Annotated in this window: 20 protein-coding genes, 1 tRNA gene and 2 pseudogenes; 17 read left to right on the top strand and 6 right to left on the bottom strand. The window is 64.0% G+C overall.

Features of this window, described 5'->3' with window-relative positions; translation table 11 throughout:
- The first annotated feature begins 31 nt into the window (after nucleotides 1-31).
- Genes benA through ROSMUC_RS05865 form a run of 9 tightly spaced genes read left to right on the top strand, consistent with a single transcriptional unit; the run spans nucleotide 32 to nucleotide 8,382 of the window.
- Nucleotides 32-1,420 carry a benzoate 1,2-dioxygenase large subunit gene (benA, locus tag ROSMUC_RS05905; protein ID WP_037270609.1) on the top strand — a complete coding sequence of 463 codons (1,389 nt, stop codon included), beginning with the start codon at nucleotides 32-34 and terminating at the stop codon, nucleotides 1,418-1,420.
- 12 nt (nucleotides 1,421-1,432) lie between these two features.
- On the top strand, nucleotides 1,433-1,960 hold the full coding sequence (gene benB / locus ROSMUC_RS05900; protein ID WP_037270608.1) for a benzoate 1,2-dioxygenase small subunit: 528 nt from the start codon (nucleotides 1,433-1,435) through the stop codon (nucleotides 1,958-1,960).
- 55 nt (nucleotides 1,961-2,015) lie between these two features.
- Entirely contained in the window at nucleotides 2,016-3,038 is a 1,023-nt protein-coding gene (benC, locus tag ROSMUC_RS05895) for a benzoate 1,2-dioxygenase electron transfer component BenC (protein ID WP_037270606.1), read from the top strand.
- The gene (benD, locus tag ROSMUC_RS05890; protein WP_037270605.1) at nucleotides 3,035-3,814 is read left to right on the top strand and encodes a benzoate diol dehydrogenase BenD; all 780 of its coding nucleotides are present in this window, start codon (nucleotides 3,035-3,037) and stop codon (nucleotides 3,812-3,814) included. The genes benC and benD overlap by 4 nt, the downstream gene beginning before the upstream one ends.
- Nucleotides 3,815-3,855: 41 nt before the next feature.
- Nucleotides 3,856-5,031 (top strand): ABC transporter substrate-binding protein, encoded by a 1,176-nt coding sequence (locus tag ROSMUC_RS05885; RefSeq protein WP_037270603.1) that lies wholly within the window; start codon nucleotides 3,856-3,858, stop codon nucleotides 5,029-5,031.
- Nucleotides 5,032-5,085: 54 nt separating this feature from the next.
- Nucleotides 5,086-5,955 carry a branched-chain amino acid ABC transporter permease gene (locus tag ROSMUC_RS05880; RefSeq protein WP_037270602.1) on the top strand — a complete coding sequence of 290 codons (870 nt, stop codon included), beginning with the start codon at nucleotides 5,086-5,088 and terminating at the stop codon, nucleotides 5,953-5,955.
- Nucleotides 5,956-5,959: 4 nt separating this feature from the next.
- The gene (locus ROSMUC_RS05875) at nucleotides 5,960-6,964 is read left to right on the top strand and encodes a branched-chain amino acid ABC transporter permease (protein ID WP_037270600.1); all 1,005 of its coding nucleotides are present in this window, start codon (nucleotides 5,960-5,962) and stop codon (nucleotides 6,962-6,964) included.
- Nucleotides 6,957-7,700: an ABC transporter ATP-binding protein gene (locus tag ROSMUC_RS05870; RefSeq protein ID WP_037270599.1), complete on the top strand. Its 744-nt coding sequence runs from the start codon at nucleotides 6,957-6,959 to the stop codon at nucleotides 7,698-7,700. The genes ROSMUC_RS05875 and ROSMUC_RS05870 overlap by 8 nt, the downstream gene beginning before the upstream one ends.
- Nucleotides 7,693-8,382 carry an ABC transporter ATP-binding protein gene (locus ROSMUC_RS05865; RefSeq protein WP_037270597.1) on the top strand — a complete coding sequence of 230 codons (690 nt, stop codon included), beginning with the start codon at nucleotides 7,693-7,695 and terminating at the stop codon, nucleotides 8,380-8,382. The genes ROSMUC_RS05870 and ROSMUC_RS05865 overlap by 8 nt, the downstream gene beginning before the upstream one ends.
- A 51-nt stretch (nucleotides 8,383-8,433) precedes the next feature.
- Here the strand turns inward: ROSMUC_RS05865 and queF are convergent, their stop codons facing one another.
- The 5 genes and pseudogenes from queF to ROSMUC_RS05840 form a co-directional block, all read right to left on the bottom strand.
- Nucleotides 8,434-8,898: a preQ(1) synthase gene (gene queF, locus ROSMUC_RS05860; protein ID WP_037271013.1), complete on the bottom strand. Its 465-nt coding sequence runs from the start codon at nucleotides 8,896-8,898 to the stop codon at nucleotides 8,434-8,436.
- A gap of 11 nt (nucleotides 8,899-8,909) precedes the next feature.
- On the bottom strand, nucleotides 8,910-9,650 hold the full coding sequence (gene queE / locus ROSMUC_RS05855) for a 7-carboxy-7-deazaguanine synthase QueE (protein ID WP_037270595.1): 741 nt from the start codon (nucleotides 9,648-9,650) through the stop codon (nucleotides 8,910-8,912).
- Nucleotides 9,629-9,985: a 6-pyruvoyl trahydropterin synthase family protein gene (locus ROSMUC_RS05850; RefSeq protein ID WP_037270594.1), complete on the bottom strand. Its 357-nt coding sequence runs from the start codon at nucleotides 9,983-9,985 to the stop codon at nucleotides 9,629-9,631. Before ROSMUC_RS05850 ends, queE begins: the two co-directional genes overlap by 22 nt.
- Nucleotides 9,985-10,684 (bottom strand): annotated as a pseudogene (queC, locus tag ROSMUC_RS05845) (7-cyano-7-deazaguanine synthase QueC). The gene ROSMUC_RS05850 and the pseudogene queC overlap by 1 nt, the downstream one beginning before the upstream one ends.
- 87 nt (nucleotides 10,685-10,771) lie before the next feature.
- On the bottom strand, nucleotides 10,772-12,250 hold the full coding sequence (locus ROSMUC_RS05840; protein WP_037271012.1) for an AMP-binding protein: 1,479 nt from the start codon (nucleotides 12,248-12,250) through the stop codon (nucleotides 10,772-10,774).
- 107 nt (nucleotides 12,251-12,357) lie between these two features.
- On the opposite strand from ROSMUC_RS05840, the gene ROSMUC_RS05835 reads away from it, so the two are divergent.
- The 3 genes and pseudogenes from ROSMUC_RS05835 to accC all read left to right on the top strand — a co-directional run bounded on the left by ROSMUC_RS05835 (nucleotide 12,358) and on the right by accC (nucleotide 14,906).
- Nucleotides 12,358-12,900 (top strand): LuxR C-terminal-related transcriptional regulator, encoded by a 543-nt coding sequence (locus ROSMUC_RS05835; RefSeq protein WP_245875125.1) that lies wholly within the window; start codon nucleotides 12,358-12,360, stop codon nucleotides 12,898-12,900.
- Between the two features lie 150 nt (nucleotides 12,901-13,050).
- Nucleotides 13,051-13,546: pseudogene (gene accB / locus ROSMUC_RS05830) on the top strand (acetyl-CoA carboxylase biotin carboxyl carrier protein).
- Between the two features lie 10 nt (nucleotides 13,547-13,556).
- A complete protein-coding gene (accC, locus tag ROSMUC_RS05825) occupies nucleotides 13,557-14,906 on the top strand; it encodes an acetyl-CoA carboxylase biotin carboxylase subunit (protein WP_037270593.1) in 1,350 nt (449 codons plus the stop codon).
- A gap of 67 nt (nucleotides 14,907-14,973) precedes the next feature.
- On the opposite strand, the gene ROSMUC_RS05820 is transcribed toward accC, so the two are convergent.
- On the bottom strand, nucleotides 14,974-15,561 hold the full coding sequence (locus tag ROSMUC_RS05820) for a TetR/AcrR family transcriptional regulator (protein ID WP_037270592.1): 588 nt from the start codon (nucleotides 15,559-15,561) through the stop codon (nucleotides 14,974-14,976).
- Between the two features lie 107 nt (nucleotides 15,562-15,668).
- Between ROSMUC_RS05820 and ROSMUC_RS05815 the strand changes: the two genes are divergently transcribed.
- The 5 genes from ROSMUC_RS05815 to ROSMUC_RS05795 all read left to right on the top strand — a co-directional run bounded on the left by ROSMUC_RS05815 (nucleotide 15,669) and on the right by ROSMUC_RS05795 (nucleotide 20,430).
- Nucleotides 15,669-15,959: a hypothetical protein gene (locus tag ROSMUC_RS05815; RefSeq protein WP_037270585.1), complete on the top strand. Its 291-nt coding sequence runs from the start codon at nucleotides 15,669-15,671 to the stop codon at nucleotides 15,957-15,959.
- A 96-nt stretch (nucleotides 15,960-16,055) separates the two neighbouring features.
- The gene (locus tag ROSMUC_RS05810) at nucleotides 16,056-17,342 is read left to right on the top strand and encodes a homoserine dehydrogenase (protein WP_037270583.1); all 1,287 of its coding nucleotides are present in this window, start codon (nucleotides 16,056-16,058) and stop codon (nucleotides 17,340-17,342) included.
- Nucleotides 17,343-17,421: 79 nt separating this feature from the next.
- Nucleotides 17,422-18,387, top strand: coding sequence for a class II fructose-bisphosphatase (gene glpX, locus ROSMUC_RS05805; RefSeq protein WP_037270582.1), 966 nt, complete (start codon nucleotides 17,422-17,424; stop codon nucleotides 18,385-18,387).
- Between the two features lie 95 nt (nucleotides 18,388-18,482).
- Nucleotides 18,483-20,231, top strand: coding sequence for a single-stranded-DNA-specific exonuclease RecJ (gene recJ / locus ROSMUC_RS05800; RefSeq protein ID WP_037270580.1), 1,749 nt, complete (start codon nucleotides 18,483-18,485; stop codon nucleotides 20,229-20,231).
- Nucleotides 20,232-20,355: 124 nt separating this feature from the next.
- Nucleotides 20,356-20,430 (top strand) — tRNA-Glu (locus ROSMUC_RS05795).
- Nucleotides 20,431-20,540: the final 110 nt, after the last annotated feature.

The raw sequence follows: 20,540 nt of genomic DNA, 5'->3' as shown, positions 1-20,540 counted from the left end.
GAACCAAGACTTTTCCGGAGGAGGAAAGACGATGTTTACCCAATCCAATCTCGACGAACTGGAAGGCCGCCTGGACGGTATCGTGCAAGAGGATGCCGAGGCGGGGATTTTCCGCGCGCGACGTGACATGTTCACCGATGAGGAGCTCTTTGAGCTTGAGATCAAGCATATCTTCGAGGGGAACTGGATCTACATGGCGCATGAAAGCCAGATCCCCAATCCCGGCGATTACTTTACCCTGACCATGGGGCGCACGCCGGTGGTGATCACCCGCGACAAGGACGGCAATCTGAACGCATTGGTCAATGCCTGCTCGCATCGCGGTGCACAGCTCTGCCGCTTCAAGCGGCGCAATCAAAAGACCTTTACCTGCCCGTTCCACGGCTGGACCTTTTCCAACACCGGCAAGCTGCTCAAGGTCAAGGACCCGAATGGCGCGGGCTATCCCGAACAGTTCAACACCGACGGCAGTCACGATCTGACCAAGGTGGCGCGGTTCGAGAACTATCGCGGTTTCCTTTTTGGATCGCTCAACGCCGATGTAGCCCCGCTTGAGGACTACCTCGGTGAGGCGCGCAAGATGATCGACATGATCGTCGATCAATCCGACGAGGGGCTAGAGGTGCTGCGCGGTTCGTCCACCTATACGTTCGACGGCAACTGGAAATTGCAGGCTGAAAACGGTGCGGATGGCTATCACGTTTCAGCGGTACATTGGAACTATGTGGCCACCACATCGCACCGCACGGCGGACGGCAAGGAGGACAAGATCAAGGCGACCGATGCCAGCAAATGGGCCAAGCAGAAGGGCGGGTTTCATTCCTATGTGAATGGTCACCTCCTCTTGTGGACCACATGGGCCGACTCGACCAACCGCCCCAACTATCCGCGCCTCGCGGAATGGACCGAGAAATACGGCGCGACCAAGGCCGAATGGATGGTGGGTGTGCTGCGCAATCTCTGCCTCTATCCCAACGTGTTCCTGATGGATCAGTTCAGCAGCCAGATCAGGGTGTTTCGCCCCGTGAGCGTGGATAAGACCGAGGTCACGATCTATTGCATCGCGCCCAAGGGCGAAAGCCAAGAGGCCCGCGCGCGCCGCATTCGTCAGTACGAGGATTTCTTCAACGCCTCCGGCATGGCCACGCCCGACGACACCGAGGAATTCCGCGCCACGCAGCGCGGCTATGCCGGGGCCGCCCATGCCAAGTGGAATGACATCTGCCGGGGCGCAACCCAGTGGATCTACGGCCCGGACGAGGATGCCAAGGCACTTGGCGTGAACCCGATCCTGTCGGGAGCCCGCACCGAGGACGAGGGTCTCTTTGTGATCCAGCACAAGCAGTGGTCCGAGCGGATGGCGCAGGCCATCGCCAAGGAACGCGCCACCGCATCCGACGCCCAAGTCGCGGCAGAGTGAGGAGGAGAGACCATGACAACCGCAACACTTGACCGCCAGAGCACCGAGGCCACCATGACCTACGAGGAAATCCAAGCCTTTCTCTATGCCGAGGCCCGCGCGCTCGATGATCGGGACTGGGACAATTGGCTGACCTTCTATCACCCGGATTGCCCGTTCTGGATGCCCGCATGGGATGACGAGGATCAACTGACCGAGGATCCGCAGAACGAGATGTCGCTGATCTATTACCCCGACCGCTCGGGCATCGAGGATCGCGTGTTCCGCATCCAGACGGATCGCTCTTCGGCCACGTCCCTGCCTGAACCGCGCACCAATCATTACCTTGCCAATATCGAAGTGCTGAGCCGGGACGCAGGCAAGATCACGCTGCGCTTCAACTGGCACACGCTGACCTATCGCTATGGCAAGACCGATCAGCACTGGGGCACGTCGTTCTACACGCTTGATGTGACGGGGAAAAAGCCGCTGATCACGGACAAGAAGGTCGTGCTCAAGAATGACCAGATCCACCATGTGATCGACGTCTATCACATCTGAGACCAGGACCGGCGCGTGCCCGAGGGCGCGCGCCAGCAGAGGGGAGGAGCCCGCCATGACCAGCTATAACATCGCCCTTAATTTCGAGGATGGCGTGACCCGTGTCATCCAGTGCGAGGATGACGAGAAAGTCACCGAAGCCGCCTTTCGGCAAAAGATCAACATTCCGATGGACTGCCGCGACGGGGTGTGTGGCACCTGCAAATGCTTTGCCGAAAAGGGCGAGTATGAGCTGGAATTCTACCTCGACGAGGCGATGACCGAGGAAGAGGCGGCAGAGGGCTATGTGCTGACCTGCCAGATGATGCCGCAGAGCGATTGCGTGGTCCGCGTGCCGGCCTCCTCTGCCGTGTGCAAGACCGCACCCGAGGCGATCAGCGCCGAAGTTTTGGGCGTGGACCGCCTGTCCGAGACCTCCTTTGGTCTGCGGGTCAAGCTGGCCAAGCCGATGGGGTTCCTGCCCGGTCAATATGTGAATGTGAGCGTGCCCGGCACAGAGGCACACCGCTCGTATTCCTTCTCCTCTGCCCCCGGCGCGGAGGAGGCCACATTCCTCATCCGCAACATTCCGGGCGGGGTCATGAGCCGCTATCTGGGCGAGCGCGCCACCCCCGGCGATGCCGTCACGCTGACGGGGCCGATGGGCGCCTTCTACCTGCGGCCCATCACGCGGCCGCAACTGTGGCTGGCGGGCGGCACGGGTCTTGCCCCGTTCCTCTCGATGCTGGAACAGGTGGCAGTGCAGGGCGCGGATCAGCCGATCACGCTCTACTATGCCGTGACCCGCGCCGCCGATCTGGTGGAGCTGGACCGGGTGACGGCGCTGGCCGAGGCGATCGGCAACGTGACCGTGATCACCGTGCTGGCCGATCAGAACGAGGAACACGCGCGCAAGGGCTTTGTCACCGATCATGTGACGGCCGAGGATCTGAACAGTGGCGATTGCGACGTTTACCTCTGCGGTCCGCCCCCGATGGTGGACGCGGTGCGCGCGCATTTCGCCCAACTGGGCGTAACCCCCGCCGCGTTCCATTTCGAGAAGTTCAACCCGACCGAGACAGAGGCAGCGGCCGCATGACACCGCGTTTCACAGGCAAGGTGATGGTCGTGACCGGTGCTGCCCAGGGGATCGGGCGCCGGGTGGCCGAACGCGCCGCGGCCGAGGGGGCAAAGGTGCTGGTCGTGGACCGCTCCGAGCAGCGCGAGGCGGTGGTCGCGGCAATCCGTGACGCAGGCGGCGAGGCCCAGGCGCTCAACGTCGATCTGGAAACATGGGACGGCTGTGACGCGGCCATCGCAACGGCGGTCAAGATCTGGGGTCGGATCGACATTCTGATCAACAACGTAGGCGGCACGATCTGGGCCAAACCCTATGAGCATTACGCGCCCCATGAGATCGACGCCGAGGTGCGCCGGTCTCTCTTTCCGACGCTCTATTGTTGCCGGGCCGCGATCGAGCGGATGTTGCCGCAAGGCTCGGGTGTGATCGTCAATGTCTCGTCCATTGCCACGCGCGGCCTCAACCGCGTGCCCTATGCGGCAGCCAAGGGCGGGGTGAATGCGATCACGGCGAGCCTCGCCTGGGAAGTGGCCGAGCGCGGTATCCGCGTGGTCGCCACTGCGCCGGGGGGCACGGAGGCGCCGCCCCGCGTGGTGCCGCGCAACCCCAATGCGGCGGAGGAACAGCGCGCCGACTGGTATCAGACCATCGTCGATCAGACGATCCAGTCCAGCCTGATGAAACGCTACGGAACACTCGACGAACAGGCAGGACCCATCCTGTTCCTGGCGTCGGATGAGGCCTCTTACATCACCGGCGTTACCGTGCCGGTGGGCGGGGGCGATCTTGGATAGACCCTGAGGAGGGGTCTGAACACCAACTGGAGGAACTACCCATGAAACGCGCAATTCTGGCGGCCCTCGGGCTCGCCACTGGCCTCGCTGTGCCTGCAACAGCCCAGGACATCAAGGTCGGGCTTCTCTTGCCATTCTCCGGCGTCTATGCCGCGCTTGGCAATGACATCGAGGCCGGATTTGCCACCGCGCTCGAACAATTCGGCGGCGAAACCCCGGCCACATTCGAGATTGTCCGCGAGGACACCGAGGTCAAGCCGCCCGTGGCCCTGGCCAAGGCCAAGAAGCTGATCTTGCAGGACAAGGTCGATGTGATCTCGGGCATCGTCAGCTCTGGCGTGCTGGGCGCCGTGCGCGACATGGTGCATGGCGCGGGCGTGCCGCTGATCGTCGCCAATGCGGGCAACGATGAGGCCACCGGCGAGGCGTGCTCGCCCTATATCACGCGCATGTCCTTTTCCAACGGGCAGGTCAACCGCCCGATGGGGCAATGGATGTATGATCAGGGCATCCGCAAGGTCTATACGCTGGCCCCCGATTATGCCGCCGGACGGCAGATGATCGACGGCTTTGTCCAGACCTTCACCGCGGCGGGCGGCGAGATTGTCGGGCAGGATTTCACCCCCTTCCAGAAGACGCAGGATTTCGGCCCCTACCTGGCACAGGCCAAGTCGAGCGGCGCCGAGGCGGTGTTCGTGTTCTATGCGGGTGGCGAGGCGATTTCCTTTGTCAAGCAATATGACAGCTTTGGCCTCAAGGCCGAGTTGCCGCTCTATGGTTCGGGCTTTCTTACCTCGTCGCTCTATGTCAACGCCGAAGGTCCGGCGGCAGAGGGCGTGATCACCGCGTTGCATTACGTGCCCACGCTCGACAATCCCGCGAACGTGCAATTCGTCGAGGCGTTCAAGGCCAAGACAGGCCGCGTGCCATCGGAATTCGCGGTGCATGGCTATGACGCCGGTCGTGCGCTGATCGAGGCCGTCAAGGCCGGGGCCACGGACCGCGAGAGCCTTGCCAATGCCCTGCGGCAGGTCAGTTTCGACGGACCGCGCGGCGCGCTCTCGATTGATCCCGCGACGAACAACATCGTGCAGCCGATCTATGTCTACGAGACCGTCGCAGGCGACGACGGCCTCACGCAAAAGGTGCTGGCCGCCCTGCCCGCCGAGGCCGATCCGGTCAATGGCTGCGAGATGGCCACACCCGTCAGCAACTAAAAGCCAAGGCCCGGCCATATCCCTGGCCGGGCCCATTCGGGAGGAGGTTCCGCAATGTCACTTGATCTGGGTTTCTGGACGCTGCAGGCGCTCAACGCGCTCCAGCTTTCGATGCTTCTGTTTCTGCTTTCCATCGGCCTGACCGTGATTTTTGGCCTGATGCATTTCGTCAATCTGGCGCATGGCGCGCTCTACGCGCTCGGGGCCTATTTCGCGGCCTCTGTGGCGGCGGTCGGCGGCTATTGGGCAGGGTTCTTCCTGGCCCCGGTGGCGGTCGCAGGGGTGGGCGTGCTGCTCTATTCCGGCCTCATTCAACGGATGCGCAAATCGGGGCCGATGGCGCAGGTGCTGGTGACATTCGGCCTCATCTTTGCCCTGCTCGATATAACCCGGATCGTCTGGGGCGATCTGGCACTGGGGCTGGAAGTGCCAACACTTCTTGCCGGGCGCGTGGCGCTCTTGGGTGTCGAATACCCCGTTTACCGGCTCTTCATCATCGCTCTGGGACAGGCAATCTTTGCCGCTCTGGCCTTTGTCCTCAGCCGCACACAGATCGGTGCGATGATCCGCGCGGGCGTCGACAATGACGCGATGGCGGCCTGTCTTGGGATCAATGTCGAGCGACTCTTTTTCATCGTGTTCTGCGTGGGCTGCGCGCTTGCGGGTCTGGCGGGCGCCGTGGCGGCCCCCTTGCTGAGCGTCACACCCGACATGGGCCTGCAAATCCTCATCCCAACCCTGATCGTGATCGTGATCGGGGGTCTCGGCTCGCTCAAGGGGGCGATTGCGGGCTCGCTCATCTTTGGCTTCGTACAGACCTTTGGCGCGGTGCTGGCACCGCAACTGGCCTCGGTTCTGATCTACGCGCTCTTGGCGGCGGTGCTGGTGATCCGGCCCGTGGGCCTCTTTCCGGCGAAAGAATAAGGCGATGTTTCGACATACACCACTCAGATATGCCGCGCTCGTGCTCTTGGCTTCGGCCGCCCTCTTTCAGGCCTTTACCGCGGAATATTTCGGGCTGGAAATCCTGACCGAGATACTCATTCTCGCCATGCTGGTGATCGCGCTCGACATGGTCGCGGGCTTTGGCGGCATGGTCTCGCTCTGCCACGGCGCATTGCTTGGCGTCGGGGCCTATGGTTATGCGATCCTGTCCACCAAGGTGGGGCTGACGCCGCTCATGGCAATGGGCGGGGCGGTGGCCGTGACCGGGGGTATCGCTTGGGTCATCGGAGCCATCTGCGCGCGCAGTCACGGCATCTATTTCATCATGGCAACGCTCGCCTTTGGTCAGATGGGCTATTCCTATGTGTTCGAGGCGCCGCTCTTTGGTGGCGATGACGGGCTGGGCGGCATTGCCCGGCTGGACCTCACGCTGATAGGGCTCGATCTCAACGACGGGCGCAGCTTTGCACTCTTTTGCCTTGGCGTGCTGGCCGCGATCTATGGCGCGGCGGTGCTGATCCTGCGCTCAGGATTGGGTCGGTCCCTCTCTGGGGTCATGCATAATGAACAGCGGATGCGCGCGCTTGGCCTTACGGTCTGGAGGGTCAAGGCGGATGTCTTTGGCCTCTCTGGTCTGATCTCGGGCCTGGCCGGTGTGATGGCAGCACAGCATGTGATGTTCGTCTCTCCCGGCCTTCTGTCCTGGACGGTATCGGGCGAAGCGCTGGTGGTGGTGATCCTGGGCGGGCTTGGCACGCTGGTCGGCCCCTTGCTGGGGGCGGCGGTCTTTGTGCTGCTCAAGCATGAGGTGGGCGCGCTCACGAGTTATTGGCATCTAGTGGTCGGGGTCATCCTGATTGCCGTGGTGATGAGCCGCGCCAATGGCATCTTTGGCTGGATCGAGGCGCGGTTTGGCGCGCGGATTGAACGGCGCGCGGCGGATGCGGTGCGCGATATAGACCCCAGGGAGGTCAAGACCGATGCTTGAGACACGCAATCTCGACAAGAGCTTTGGTGCGGTGCATGTCACGCGCGGGGTCTCGCTCAAACTGGAGCGGGGCGAGCGGCGGGTGATCCTTGGGCCGAATGGCGCGGGCAAGACGACGCTCTTCAACCTGCTAGTGGGGGAACTGACCCCCGACAGCGGCTCGGTGCATCTGGCAGGCGAGGATGTGACCGCCCTGCCCGTGGCCCGGCGCGCGCGCCAAGGTCTGTCGCGCAGCTATCAGAAGAACACGCTCTTTGACGGGCTGACCGTCGAGGAAAATCTGGGGCTCGCGGCGGCGATCCACACCGGTAACGCAACGCGGCTCCATACCGACAGCCTCGCCCGCCCCGAGGTGCGCGAGATCGTGGCCGAGGTGGCCGAGCAGGTCAATCTCATGCCTTATCTGCATGCGCGCGTGTCCGAGGTGAGCTACGGCGTGCGGCGGCAATTGGAGGTGGGCGTGGCCCTTGCCACACGGCCCCTCGTTCTCTTGATGGACGAACCGACCAGCGGTGTCGGCCCCGAGATGGCCAAGGGCTTTCACGATCTGCTGGGCAACCTGCCGCGTGATCTGACGCTGTTGATCATCGAGCATGACATGGATCTGGCCTTTGACGTGGCCGATACGATCACCGTGCTGAACTATGGCGAAGTGGTCTTTGACGGGCTGCCCGAGGCCGCGCGCGGCTCCAAGCTGCTCAAGGACATCTATCTGGGGAGTTGGGAAGATGCTTGAACTGAATGCCGTCAATTCCGGCTATGGCGAAACCCAGGTGCTCTATGGCATGGGCCTGCGCGCCGAAGCGGGCCGGGTTCTGGCCATTCTGGGGCGCAATGGCGCGGGCAAATCGACCACGCTCAAGACGGTGATGGGCCTCTTGCCGCTGCGCGACGGGCAGATCACCTTGGACGGGCAGGCCATGCCCAAGCGCCCCTATGACATCGCCAAGGCGGGCATCGCCTATGTGCCCGAAACGCGGGATATCTTTCCCTCTCTGACGGTGCGCGAAAACCTTGAAATCGCGTCCAAGCGGTTTGACGGGGCCTGGACGATGGACCGGGTGCTGGACCTTTTCCCGCGCCTTGGCGAGCGGTTGGAGAATGGCGGCACGCAACTGTCGGGGGGCGAACAGCAGATGCTGGCTATCGCGCGCGCGCTTCTGATGAATCCGCGCCTCTTGATCCTCGACGAGCCGACCGAGGGGCTGGCCCCGATCATCGTCAAGCTGATCCATGACAAGCTGATGGAGCTCAAGCGCGAGGGGCTGTCGATGGTTCTGGTCGAGCAGAATTTCGGCTTTGCCACCTCGCTTGCCGATGATGTGGTCGTGGTCAGCAAGGGTCAGGTGGTCTGGACCGGCAGCGCCGAGGCGATCCGCGCCGACACCGAGGCACAGCATCGCTGGCTTGGCGTGTGACGCAACACGCGCCCGCCCGGTCAACGGGCGGGCGCAAAAAATCCAACGGCCTCAGCCGCGCCCGCGATAGGGCGGCACGCCCTGATCGGGAATCCAGACCCCGTCGGGCATCGCCCCGGTCTGCCAGAACACATCAATCGGGATACCGCCGCGCGGATACCAGTAGCCGCCAATCCGCAGCCACTCCGGTTCGAGAAATTCCACCAGCCGCCGGGCAATCGAAATCGTGCAATCCTCGTGGAACGCCCCGTGATTGCGAAAGCTGGTGAGATAGAGCTTGAGCGACTTGCTCTCGACCAGCCATTTGCCCGGCACATAGTCAATCACCAGATGCGCGAAATCCGGCTGTCCGGTCATCGGGCAGAGCGAGGTAAACTCGGGCGCGGTGAAGCGCACGTTATACCGCACATCGGCCTGCGGATTGGAAACCCGCTCCAGCACCGCCTCTTCCGGGCTTTGCGGGACCACGGTAGCACCGCCCAACTGTTTGAGATCCTTGTAGATATTCTCGCTCATCTTTCTCTCCTTCACACCCCGCGCTTGTTGCCCCAGAGCATCACATGCAATTGCGGCAAAACCTTCGCGTCAAACCATCCGTCGGCTGTCACCCGCTCCACCAGCCAGCGCATCCGGTCGTCGATGCCCGCCTGATCCACGGTGGCCGTGTCATCCTCGGGTGGGGGCGGCGTGTGATTGCCCGGTTGCAGATAGAGCGGCAGGTCAGGATAGCGCCCCGCCACGTCCCGCGCCCATTGGTAATCCGCCTCGTCAAACACCACGATCTTGAGCACGCGCGCCGCGCCCTTGGCCGCCGCAACACAATCGTCAAAGAGCGCCCAGTCTACCTCCATGCCCGAAGACGGCGGCTTGGGGCTGAGCACCAGCATATCGAGCGCGGCAAACCAGTCGCGCGCGACAGAGCCTTGGGTTTCCATCGCGAACCGATAGCCGCGCGCATGGCCTTGGTCGATCAACGCGCCCAAGGGCTGTATCGCCGGATTGCCGCCCGAGAGTGTCACCATGATCGGCCGACCGTCCGAGAGGCGCGCGACCTCGGCCAACACCGCGTCGGGGCTCATCGGCACCCATGTCTCGCGATAGGCCGACTCGACCGCATGCAGGCTGTCACACCAGCTACACCGATAATCGCAGCCCCCGGTGCGCACGAATACTGTCGGCTGCCCGATCAGCGCGCCCTCGCCCTGAATGGTCGGGCCAAAGATTTCGGATACCCGGATCGCCTCGCTCACGGGCGATACTCCGCCCATGTTTTCGGCGTCTCGCTGACCTTGACCGCCGTCACCTCGGGCCACCGCGCCCGACACCAGTCAAAGAGATGCTTGGCCATCCGCTCGGCGGTCACACAATCATCCCCCAGCACATCATTCAGATGCCGGTGATCCAGCGTGTCGTCGATATACCGTTTCAGATCGCCCAGATCGAGGTAATCGCGCACGAACCCATGCGCGTTCAATTCGGCGGCGGTCAGCTCCACCACCACGATGTAATTATGCCCATGCAGCCGCGCGCATTGATGCTCGGGCGGCAGGCCAAAAAGCTGATGTGAGGCGGAAAAGTGGAATTCCTTTGTGATCCGATACATCACGCCCCCCGTCCGGCCACAGCCGCCAGCCAGAAATCCGGGTCCGCATACTCGGTGGGGTCAATCACCCCCCGCGAGATGAAACGCCTCGCGCCGCTCGACACAGGTGCCGCACCGCCCGCAGTGACGCGCCCCACCCTTGTAGCACGACCATGTTTCGGCAAAGGGCGTGCCATGCTTGGCACCATCGGCGACGATGTCACCTTTCGAGCCGTTGAGGTAGGGCGTGTAGAGCGTGACCTCGGCATAGCCCTCCAGCGCCGCGTCCTGCATCGCCTGAAAGGCATGGATAAAGCCGGGACGGCAATCGGGGTAGATGAAATGATCCCCACCATGCACCGCCGTGGCCACGGCATCCGCTTTTTCCGCCGCCGCCATGCCAAAGGCAATGGCCAGCATGATCGCATTGCGATTGGGCACGATGGTGATTTTCATGGTCTCTTCGGCGTAATGCCCATCTGGCACCGCGACGTCATCGGTCAGCGCCGATCCCGACAGCGCCGCCCCGATCTGGCGAATATCCACCACCTTGTGCGGCACACCCAGACGGCGCGCACAAGCGGCGGCATATTCCACCTCTTTCACATGGCGTTGCCCGTAATCAAAGCTCAGAAGCCCCGCCAATTCATGCTCAGCGGCCACCTTATGGGCGAGCGATACGGAATCGAGCCCGCCCGAGCAGATAACAATCGTCCTCATCTTTCATCCTTGTTTTTTAAAGCGGGTAGGCTGCGACCGCTCGACCCCGCGCATCTAGCGCCTTTGACAGTCTAAAACAAGGTCGGTCTACTCGGCCAAGCGCGCCCGCAATTCAGTCTTGAGCACCTTGCCGTAATTGTTCTTGGGCAACTCGGGCAGCGCGATATAGCGCTTGGGCCGCTTGAACCGGGCAATATGGCTCAGGCAGTGCGCGTCAAGTGCTGCCTCATCCAGCGCCCCATCACAGACCACAAAGGCCACCACCACCTCGCCCCATTCGGCATCGGCCATGCCCACCACCGCCACCTCGATCACGTCAGGATGGGTCAAGAGCACCTCTTCCACCTCGCGCGGATAGATATTGCTGCCGCCCGAGATGATCATATCCTTGGAGCGGTCCTGCAGGGTCACATAGCCGTCACCGTCCATCCGGCCCAGATCGCCAGTCCAGAGCCAGCCGCCGCGCAGCGCCTTTTCACTCGCCGCCGTGTTCTGCCAATAGCCCGGCATCACCGCATCGCCGCGCACGAGGATTTCGCCCACCTCCCCCGGCGGTACCTCCGCCCCGGTGTCGTCGGCAATCCGCACCTCGACCACCGACTGCGCGCGGCCCACCGAGGCCAGCCGCTCGCGCCAACGCGGATGGTTGCGACCCGCCACATCGGCGCGGGACAGCGCGGTGATCGCCATCGGGCATTCCCCCTGCCCGTAGATTTGCAGGAAAACCGGGCCGAACACCTCGACCGCCTCGAGAATATCCGCCAGATACATCGGCCCCCCGGCATAGACCACGCTGCGCAGGCCCGCGCCAGTCTCGCCGCGCGCCCGCGCCCAAGCGGTCAGCCGTTTCACCATCGTGGGCGCGGCGAACATATGCACCCGGCCATGATGCCGCGCGAGATCGAAAATCTCGCCCTCGTCGAACCCGCCCGACGCCGGACAGACATGCCGCGCCCCGCGCAACACATGCACCATCGCATAGAGCCCCGCGCCATGGCTCATCGGCGCGGCGTAGAGCGTTGCATCCGCGCCCGTCACCTCATCCACATCCGCCAGATAGCTCAGCGACATCGCCACCAGCATCCGATGCGTGATCCGCACCCCTTTGGGTCGCCCGGTGGTGCCCGAGGTGTAGAAGAGCCATGCCAGATCGCCCGGCGCGCGCGCGGCGACCTCGGCCACGGGCGCGCCCTGCGTGACCGCCTGCGCCGTAACCCCCTGCTCGGACAAGGCCTCCCGCCGCGCCGCATCCGCCAAAACCACCCGCGCACCTGCATCGGTGATGATCCAGGCCGCCTCTGCCGCGTGCAGCTTGGCATTGATCGGCACGGCGGCGGCCCCGGCATACCAGATACCGTAGAGCGCCAAGAGATAGTCGGGCGCATTGCCCATGAAGATCGCGACCCGGTCGCCGGGGGCCACGCCTTGCGCGACAAGCGCGCCAGCCACTTCACGTGCCGCGCGGTCAAATCCGGCATAATCCGCCACCAGATCAACGCCGGTGAAGAGCGCCCCGCGCGCAGGCCACGCCTGCGCCGCGCGTTCCAGCCATATCCCGATATTCATCCCCGGTTCCTCCCAATCCACACCAAAACACTGACGCGGCCCCAGCACAATTCCGTAGAAACACGCAAACCGCTTGGCGTGCCGCATCCCGCGCGGCATAACGGGCCATGGACATCAAGGAACTCGCCTTCGATCATGCCCCCGTGGGCCTTGCCCTGCTGGAACATCGCATCATCCGGCAGTGCAATCAGAAATTCGCCGCGATCTTTGGCGATACCCCCGCCGATTATGCCAATATCCCGCTGGCCCGCTATTACCCCTCGATCGAGGATTATCGCCGCATCGGGGCAGATGCGCTTGCCATCATGCGCAAGACCGGGCGCTATTCCGACGAGCGGGTGATGAAGCGGCGCAACGGCACGCTCTTCTGGTGCCGGGTGCGCGGACAGTCGCTCACGCCAGAGGCGCCGTTTCAGCGCGGCATCTGGTCTTTTTCCGATCTCTCGGACGAACGCCCGCTTGTCGAACTGACCCAACGCGAACGCGAGGTGGCGATTCTCACCTGTCGCGGGCTGACGTCGAAGGAAATCGGCCTTGATCTCGGTCTGAGCTATCGCACGGTCGAGGTTTATCGCGCGCGCCTGCTTGAGAAATTTCAGGCCCGAAAACTCGCGGAACTCGTGGCCAAACTTTCGGGCATGCCGCTCTGATTGCGCGCGCCTCTCGTAAAATTGCCCCCCTGCCCCCAGATTAAGGGGCAATGGCCGCTTTTCTCAGCCTGCACCTTGCCCTATAAGCGGCCAAAACAAATGCCATGAGCCCGCCACGCGGGACATCATCGCGCTGTGGTCGAGGAAGATATGTCGAACAAATCCCATGAATCGGACGTGGCCTTTATCAAGGCTCTGGCGGAACTCCTGAACGAGAACGACCTGACAGAGTTGTCGGTCAAGCGGGAATATGGCGAGGATGACACGCTGCAGGTCCGCGTGAGCCGCCGCGGTGAGGCCGTCACGGCCCACTACGCCCCGGCCCCGGCCCCCCTCATATGCTCCGGCTCCCGCCACCATGGCCGCCCCTGCCCCCGCCGCCGGGTCAGCCACCGAAGACCCGGCAAGCCACCCCGGCGCCGTCACCTCGCCCATGGTCGGCACCGTGTATATGCAGGCCGAACCGGGCGCGCCCGCCTTTGTCAGCGTGGGCACGCAGGTGTCCGAGGGCGACACGCTTCTGATCATCGAGGCGATGAAGACCATGAACCATATTCCCGCCCCGCGCGGCGGCACCGTCAAACGCATCCTGATCGAAGATGGCGCGGCGGTCGAATATGGCGCACCTCTGATGATCATCGAATAAGGCCCAAACGATGTTCGAGAAAATCCTGATCGCCAACCGGGGTGAGATTGCCCTCCGCGTGATCCGCGCCGCCCGTGAGATGGGGATCAAGACCGTCGCGGTCCATTCCACCGCCGACGCCGACGCGATGCATGTGCGCATGGCCGACGAATCCGTCTGCATCGGACCGCCGTCCTCGTCTGAAAGCTATCTGTCGATTCCCTCGATCATCGCCGCCTGCGAGGTCACGGGCGCGCAGGCGATCCATCCCGGCTATGGCTTTCTCAGCGAGAATGCCAATTTCGTGCAGATCGTCGAGGATCACGGACTGACCTTTATCGGCCCATCCGCCGAACACATCCGCATCATGGGCGACAAGATCACCGCCAAGGACACGATGAAAGCGCTTGGCGTGCCCTGCGTGCCCGGCTCCGAGGGGGGCGTCGCCACTCTCAAGCAAGCGCAGGCGCTCTGCGCGGAGATCGGTTTTCCGGTGATCGTCAAGGCCACCGCCGGTGGCGGCGGACGCGGCATGAAGGTGGCGCAGAGCGCCACCGAGTTGGAAAAGGCCTTTCTCACCGCCCGTTCCGAGGCCAAGGCCGCCTTTGGCAATGACGAGGTCTATATCGAGAAATACCTCACCACGCCGCGCCATATCGAAATTCAGGTGTTCGGCGATGGCAAGGGCCGCGCCGTACATCTGGGCGAGCGCGACTGCTCGCTGCAACGCCGCCACCAAAAGGTGCTGGAAGAGGCCCCCGGCCCCTGCATCACCGCCGAAGAACGCGCGCGTATCGGCAAGATCTGCGCCGATGCCTGCGCGAACATCCAGTATCGCGGCGCAGGCACCATCGAGTTTCTCTATGAAAAGGGCGAATTCTTTTTCATCGAGATGAACACGCGCCTGCAGGTCGAGCATCCCGTGACCGAGGCGATCTTTGGCGTGGACCTCGTGCAGGAACAGATCCGCGTCGCCGAAGGCCTGCCGATGTCCTTTACTCAGGACGACCTCATCATCAATGGCCACGCCATTGAGGTGCGCATCAACGCCGAGAAACTGCCGGATTTCGCGCCGCGCCCCGGCCGGATCACCCAGTTTCACGCCCCCGGCGGTCTGGGCGTGCGGATGGATTCAGCGCTCTATGACGGCTATAAAATTCCGCCCTACTATGACAGCCTCATTGCCAAACTGATCGTGCATGGCAAGGACCGTCACAGCGCCCTGCGCCGTCTGGCCCGCGCACTTGGCGAGTTGATCGTGGATGGCGTCGACACCACCGTGCCCCTCTTTCACGCGCTTCTGCAAGAGGATGACATCCAGTCCGGGAATTACAACATTCACTGGTTGGAACATTGGCTGGAAACCAACCTGCGGGACTGAAAAAAGGCGGAAACCGACCTCGACCGATGGTGATGGCCCGCCCTCATCGGCCGGCCACGCCGTCGGTTCACCCCGTCACCGACCGGCGCACCATATCCCAATAGACCGCCTCGACCTCATCGAGCGACAAACGCCCCTCTGCGCGATACCAGGTGTTCACGCCCGTCAGCATGGCAATCAGCGCCATGCTGGCAATCCGTGGCTCGGTCACGACCATCACGCCCGCCTCTCCCCCGCGCCGCAACACCACCTCAAGCCGCGTCTCATAGTCCCGCCGCAACCCTTCGATGACTGCGAAATTCTCAGGCTCAAGATTGCGCAACTCCATATAGGACACAAAGACCGCATCGGCCCGGCTGGTGTTGAAGCGGATGTGAAACCGGGTGAACGCCTCTAGCGTCGCCATTGCGTCGCCCTGGGGCTCTGCCGCATCCCAAGCCGCCAGCAAATCCTCCATATGCCCGCGCATCAGGTCAAAGAGCAGCGTTTGCTTGTCGGGCGTGTAATTATAGAGCGCACCCGCCTGCACCCCCACCGCCGCCGCGATCTGCCGCATAGAGACCGCCGCATACCCGTGGCGCGCAAAGAGACGCAGCGCCGCATCGCGGACGCGCGGGCCGGTGATATCGGAATGAGAGCCTTGGGTTCGTGCCATGACACCGGGTTTAACTGAACATTCGTTCAGATCAAAGCCCGGCTTGCCCTCTGACCCCAAAGAATGGCAAGACAGACCCATCCACCCGAACAAGGATACCGGCCGCCATGGCTTTGCGCCTGCCTCTTCTGATCCTGCTCACCGGCCTTGTGGCGGGCTGCAGCGATATCCTGCCGCTCGACCGCACCGTCGACAAACGCACCCGCGACGCCTCCTATCCCGATCTGATCCCGACCGAAGACATCAGGGCGCAGGCCACCACGCCCCAAATCACACCGGACACCGCCGATACGCTCGACCAGCGCAGTGCGGGATTGCGTGCGCGCGCCGCACGGCTCAAGCGCGGTGTGGTCGATCCCGGCACGCAAGAGCGCATGCAAAGCGGTGTGAACGAGTGAAAGCCACGGCCCTGCCCCTGCAAGCCGCGTTGCAAGGGACCGCCGAACCCGTTACATCGCGGCAAAATCCCTGAACAGTGATAATCGGAGAGCCCCATGAACACACCCCTGCGCCTTGGCATCGCCGGATTGGGCACGGTCGGCACGGGTGTCGTGCGGATCATCCGGCAAAAGGCCAATCTTCTGGCCGCCCGCGCAGGTCGACCCGTGGTCATCACCGCCGTTTCGGCGCGGACCCGCGACAAGGATCGCGGTGTCACGCTCAGTGACTACGCCTGGGAGGATGATCCCGTCGCTCTTGCCAAACGCGATGATGTGGATGTGTTTGTCGAACTGATGGGCGGGTCGGACGGCCCGGCCAAGGCCGCAACCGAGGCGGCGATTGCCGCAGGCAAGGATATTGTCACCGCGAACAAGGCAATGCTCGCCCATCACGGTCAGGCACTGGCCCTCGCCGCCGAGGCAGCGGGCCGCGTGATCCGCTTCGAGGCGGCCGTCGCGGGCGGCATCCCGGTCATCAAGGCGCTCACCGAAGGGCTGGCGGGCAATGACATCACCCGCGTCATGGGCGTGATGAACGGCACCTGCAACTATATCCTGACGCGCATGCAATCGGCAGGCCTGCCCTATGCGCAGGTCTTCGAAGAGGCCGCCAAACTGGGCTATCTCGAGGCGGACCCGACCCTTGATGTGGGCGGGATCGACGCGGGGCACAAGCTGGCGCTGCTCGCCTCCATCGCCTTTGGCTGCGAGGTCAATTTCGACGGTGTGACCCTCGAAGGCATCCAGAAAGTCACCATCGAGGATATCCGTCACGCGGCCGACATGGGCTATCGGATCAAGCTCTTGGGCGTGGCGCAGATGACGGGGCGCGGGCTGGAACAGCGCATGTCTCCCTGCCTTGTGCCCGACACCAGCCCCCTTGGCCAACTGGAGGGCGGCACCAATATGGTTGTGCTCGAAGGCGACAATGTCGAACAGATCGTGCTGCGCGGCCCCGGTGCGGGCATGGGCCCAACAGCCAGCGCGGTGATGGGCGACGTGATGGACATCGCGCGCGGCTTCCGCCTGCCGACCTTTGGCCAACCCGCCGCCGGTCTCACCCGCTGCCAGACCGCGACCAGCGCCACACCGGCCCCCTATTACATGCGCATGTCGCTGATCGACAAACCCGGCGCCCTGGCCAAGGTCGCAACCATCCTCGGCGAAGCGGGTATTTCCATCGACCGGATGCGCCAGTATCGCCATGACGCCACCACAGCGCCGGTTCTGATCGTGACGCACAAGACCACGCGCGACGCGCTCGACACCGCCCTGACCGGCATCAGACGCCTTGACGTCCTGTCAGGAGAGCCGGTGGCCCTGCGCATCGAAACCGTCTGACGCGGCCCCGCCCGCCAGACTTGTGCGCCAGAGCCCGCGGCGCTAATGCTGATTTGACCAGATTTACAAGGACCATCCCATGACCTCTGATACTGCCTTCAACGATCGCATGCTCTCGCTCGGCCTCGCGCGCGTGGCCGAACAGGCCGCCTTGGCCTGTGCTGACCTGATCGGGCGTGGCGATGAAAAGGCCGCCGATCAGGCCGCCGTGAACGCCATGCGCGAACAGCTCAACATTCTGGCCATCAAGGGGGTCGTGGTGATCGGCGAGGGCGAGCGCGACGAGGCCCCGATGCTCTTCATCGGCGAAGAGGTGGGCACCGGCGACGGCCCCGGCGTCGATATCGCGCTGGATCCGCTCGAAGGCACCACCCTGACCGCCAAGGCCATGCCCAATGCCCTGACCGTGATCGCCATGGCCCCGCGCGGCACGCTGTTGCACGCACCCGACACCTATATGGACAAGCTGGCCATCGGGCCGGGCTACCCTGAGAATGTCGTCTCTCTCGCCATGAGCCCGCGTGAGCGGGTCGAGGCGCTGGCAGCCGCGCGTGGCTGCCGCCCGTCCGAGATCACCGTCTGCGTGCTGGAGCGCCCGCGCCATCAGGAAATGATCGAGGAACTGCGCAGCACGGGGGCCGCCGTGTTCCTGATCCCCGATGGCGATGTGGCCGGCGTCATACATTGCGCCGAGGCCGACCGCACCGGCATCGACATGTACATGGGCACGGGCGGCGCACCCGAGGGCGTGCTGGCGGCCTCTGCGCTCAAATGCATGGGCGGGCAGATGTGGGGCCGCCTCGTGTTCCGCAACGAGGATGAACGCGCCCGCGCCGCCAAGGCCGGGATCACCGATTTCGACCGCATCTATGCGCGCGACGAGATGGTGACATCGGATGTGATCTTTGCCGCCACCGGCGTCACCGACGGCTCTATCCTCTCGGGCGTCAAACGCCGCCCCGGCTATGTCGAAACCGAGACCCTGCTGATGCGCTCGCGCACCGGATCGGTGCGGCGGATGATCTATCGCAGCAAGCGGGACTGAACACGGGCACCGGGGTGGGGGCGCTGCCCCCGTCCCGGGCCTGACCCGGGACTCCCCCGAGGTATTTTTCGCCAGATGAATGAGAGGAGGCGCGCATGGGACCGGCCTTTCTCGGAGTGGAACACTCGCTCTCGGGGCGACGCTGGATCGGTCCGGGGGCCGAAACCGATCGCTTGGCCGAAGCGATGGCACAGGCCACCGCCCTGCCCCGACCGCTCTGTCAGACGCTGGCCCGGCTGGGTGTGACAGAGGATGCCACCGAGGCCTATCTCGCCCCCACCCTGCGCGATCTGCTGCCCGATCCGCGCAGCCTGCGCGACATGCAAGAGGCTGCAGCGCGCTTTCTGCAGGCGGTGCGGACTTCGGAGCGCATCGCCATCTTCGCCGATTACGATGTGGATGGCGGCACCTCTGCCGCGCTGCTGATCGACTGGCTGCGCCAGATGCAGGCCCCCGCCCCCACGCTCTATATCCCCGACCGGATCGACGAGGGCTATGGACCCAACGTGCCCGCCATGTCAGATCTGGCCGCGCGCCACGATCTCATTGTCTGCGTCGATTGCGGCACCCTCAGCCATGAGGCGATTGCCGCCGCCAAGGGCGCGGATGTGGTGGTGCTCGATCACCACCTGGGCGGCGAGACGCTGCCGCCCGCCCTCGCCGTCGTCAATCCCAACCGGCAGGACGAGAGCGGCGATCTGGCCCATCTCTGCGCCGCCGGTGTGGTCTTTCTCATGCTGGTCGAGGCCGGGCGGCAATTGCGCGCGTCGGGCGCTCAGGGGCCGGACCTGATGGCAATGCTCGATCTGGTGGCACTGGCCACCGTCGCCGACGTGGCGCCACTCATCGGCGTCAACCGCGCCTTCGTGCGCCAGGGCCTGCGCGTCATGGCCACGCGCACGCGCCCCGGTCTGGTGGCGCTGGCAGACGTGGCGCGGATGGACACCGCCCCAAATGCCTATCACTTGGGCTTTCTTCTGGGGCCGCGCGTCAATGCCGGAGGCCGCATCGGCAAGGCGGACCTCGGCGCGCGCCTCTTGGCCTGTAATAATCCAGCCGAGGCCCGCGCCATGGCAGAACGCCTCGACCAGCTCAACACCGAGCGGCGCGAGGTCGAGGCGCAGGTGCGCGATGCCGCCCTCGCCCAGGCCGAGGCACGCGGCCTTGATGCCCCTCTTGTCTGGGCGGCGGGCGAGGGCTGGCACCCCGGTGTCGTGGGCATTGTCGCCAGCCGCCTCAAGGAACGCGCCAACCGCCCCGCCATCGTGATCGGGCTGGACGGCGACGAGGGCAAAGGTTCGGGGCGCTCGGTCTCGGGCGTCGATCTCGGGGCCGCCATTCAACGGCTGGCCAGCGAGGGGCTGTTGATCAAGGGCGGCGGACACAAGATGGCGGCGGGGCTTACCGTGGCGCGAGATCACCTCGAGGCTGCCATGGCACGGCTCTCGGAGTTGCTCGCCAAACAGGGCGCGGGCGCGGGCGGCCCCGCCGATCTGCGGCTGGACGGTCTCTTGATGCCCGGTGCGGCAACGGTCGAACTGGTCGAGCGGATCGAGGCCGCCGGCCCCTTTGGCGCGGGCGCGCCCGGACCCCGCTATGTCTTTCCCGATTGCCAGATCACCTTTGCCAAGGCGCTGAGCGGCGCGCATCTCAAGCTGCGCTTTGGCGATGGCATGGGGGCAAGCCTTGACGCGATCTGCTTTGGCGCGCTCGACGGCCCTCTTGGACCCACATTGCTGAACCATGGCGGCGCACGCTTCCACCTTGCTGGACGGCTCGACATCAACAATTGGGGCGGCAGACAGACCGTTCAATTGCGGCTGGAAGATGCCGCTCCGGCTTGAAAATCCCGCTGCCCGACGCCCCTGCCCCGTGGGGGAGAAATTTCTGATTGTGGCGCGAAGTTTTTGCAAAATCCCTCTTGCACCCCCCGCCGCTTTTGCCTAGTTACGCGACACGCCAAGGCATGGCCCGTTCGTCTATCGGTTAGGACGTCAGGTTTTCAACCTGAAAAGAGGGGTTCGACTCCCCTACGGGCTGCCACTTTTGCCACATCATGGAAATCTGCCCCTGTGCCCGCCTTTCGTGTCGAATGGCACTCTGATGGCGCGTCAGAAAGTGCCCGCGTCGCAGATCGGTGCGCCGCATCACCG

Source organism: Roseovarius mucosus DSM 17069, from assembly GCF_000768555.3.
GTDB classification, from domain to species: Bacteria; Pseudomonadota; Alphaproteobacteria; order Rhodobacterales; family Rhodobacteraceae; genus Roseovarius; species Roseovarius mucosus.
The sequence above is the reverse complement of the archived record's forward strand: the minus strand, read 5'-3'. Positions and strand labels throughout refer to the sequence as shown.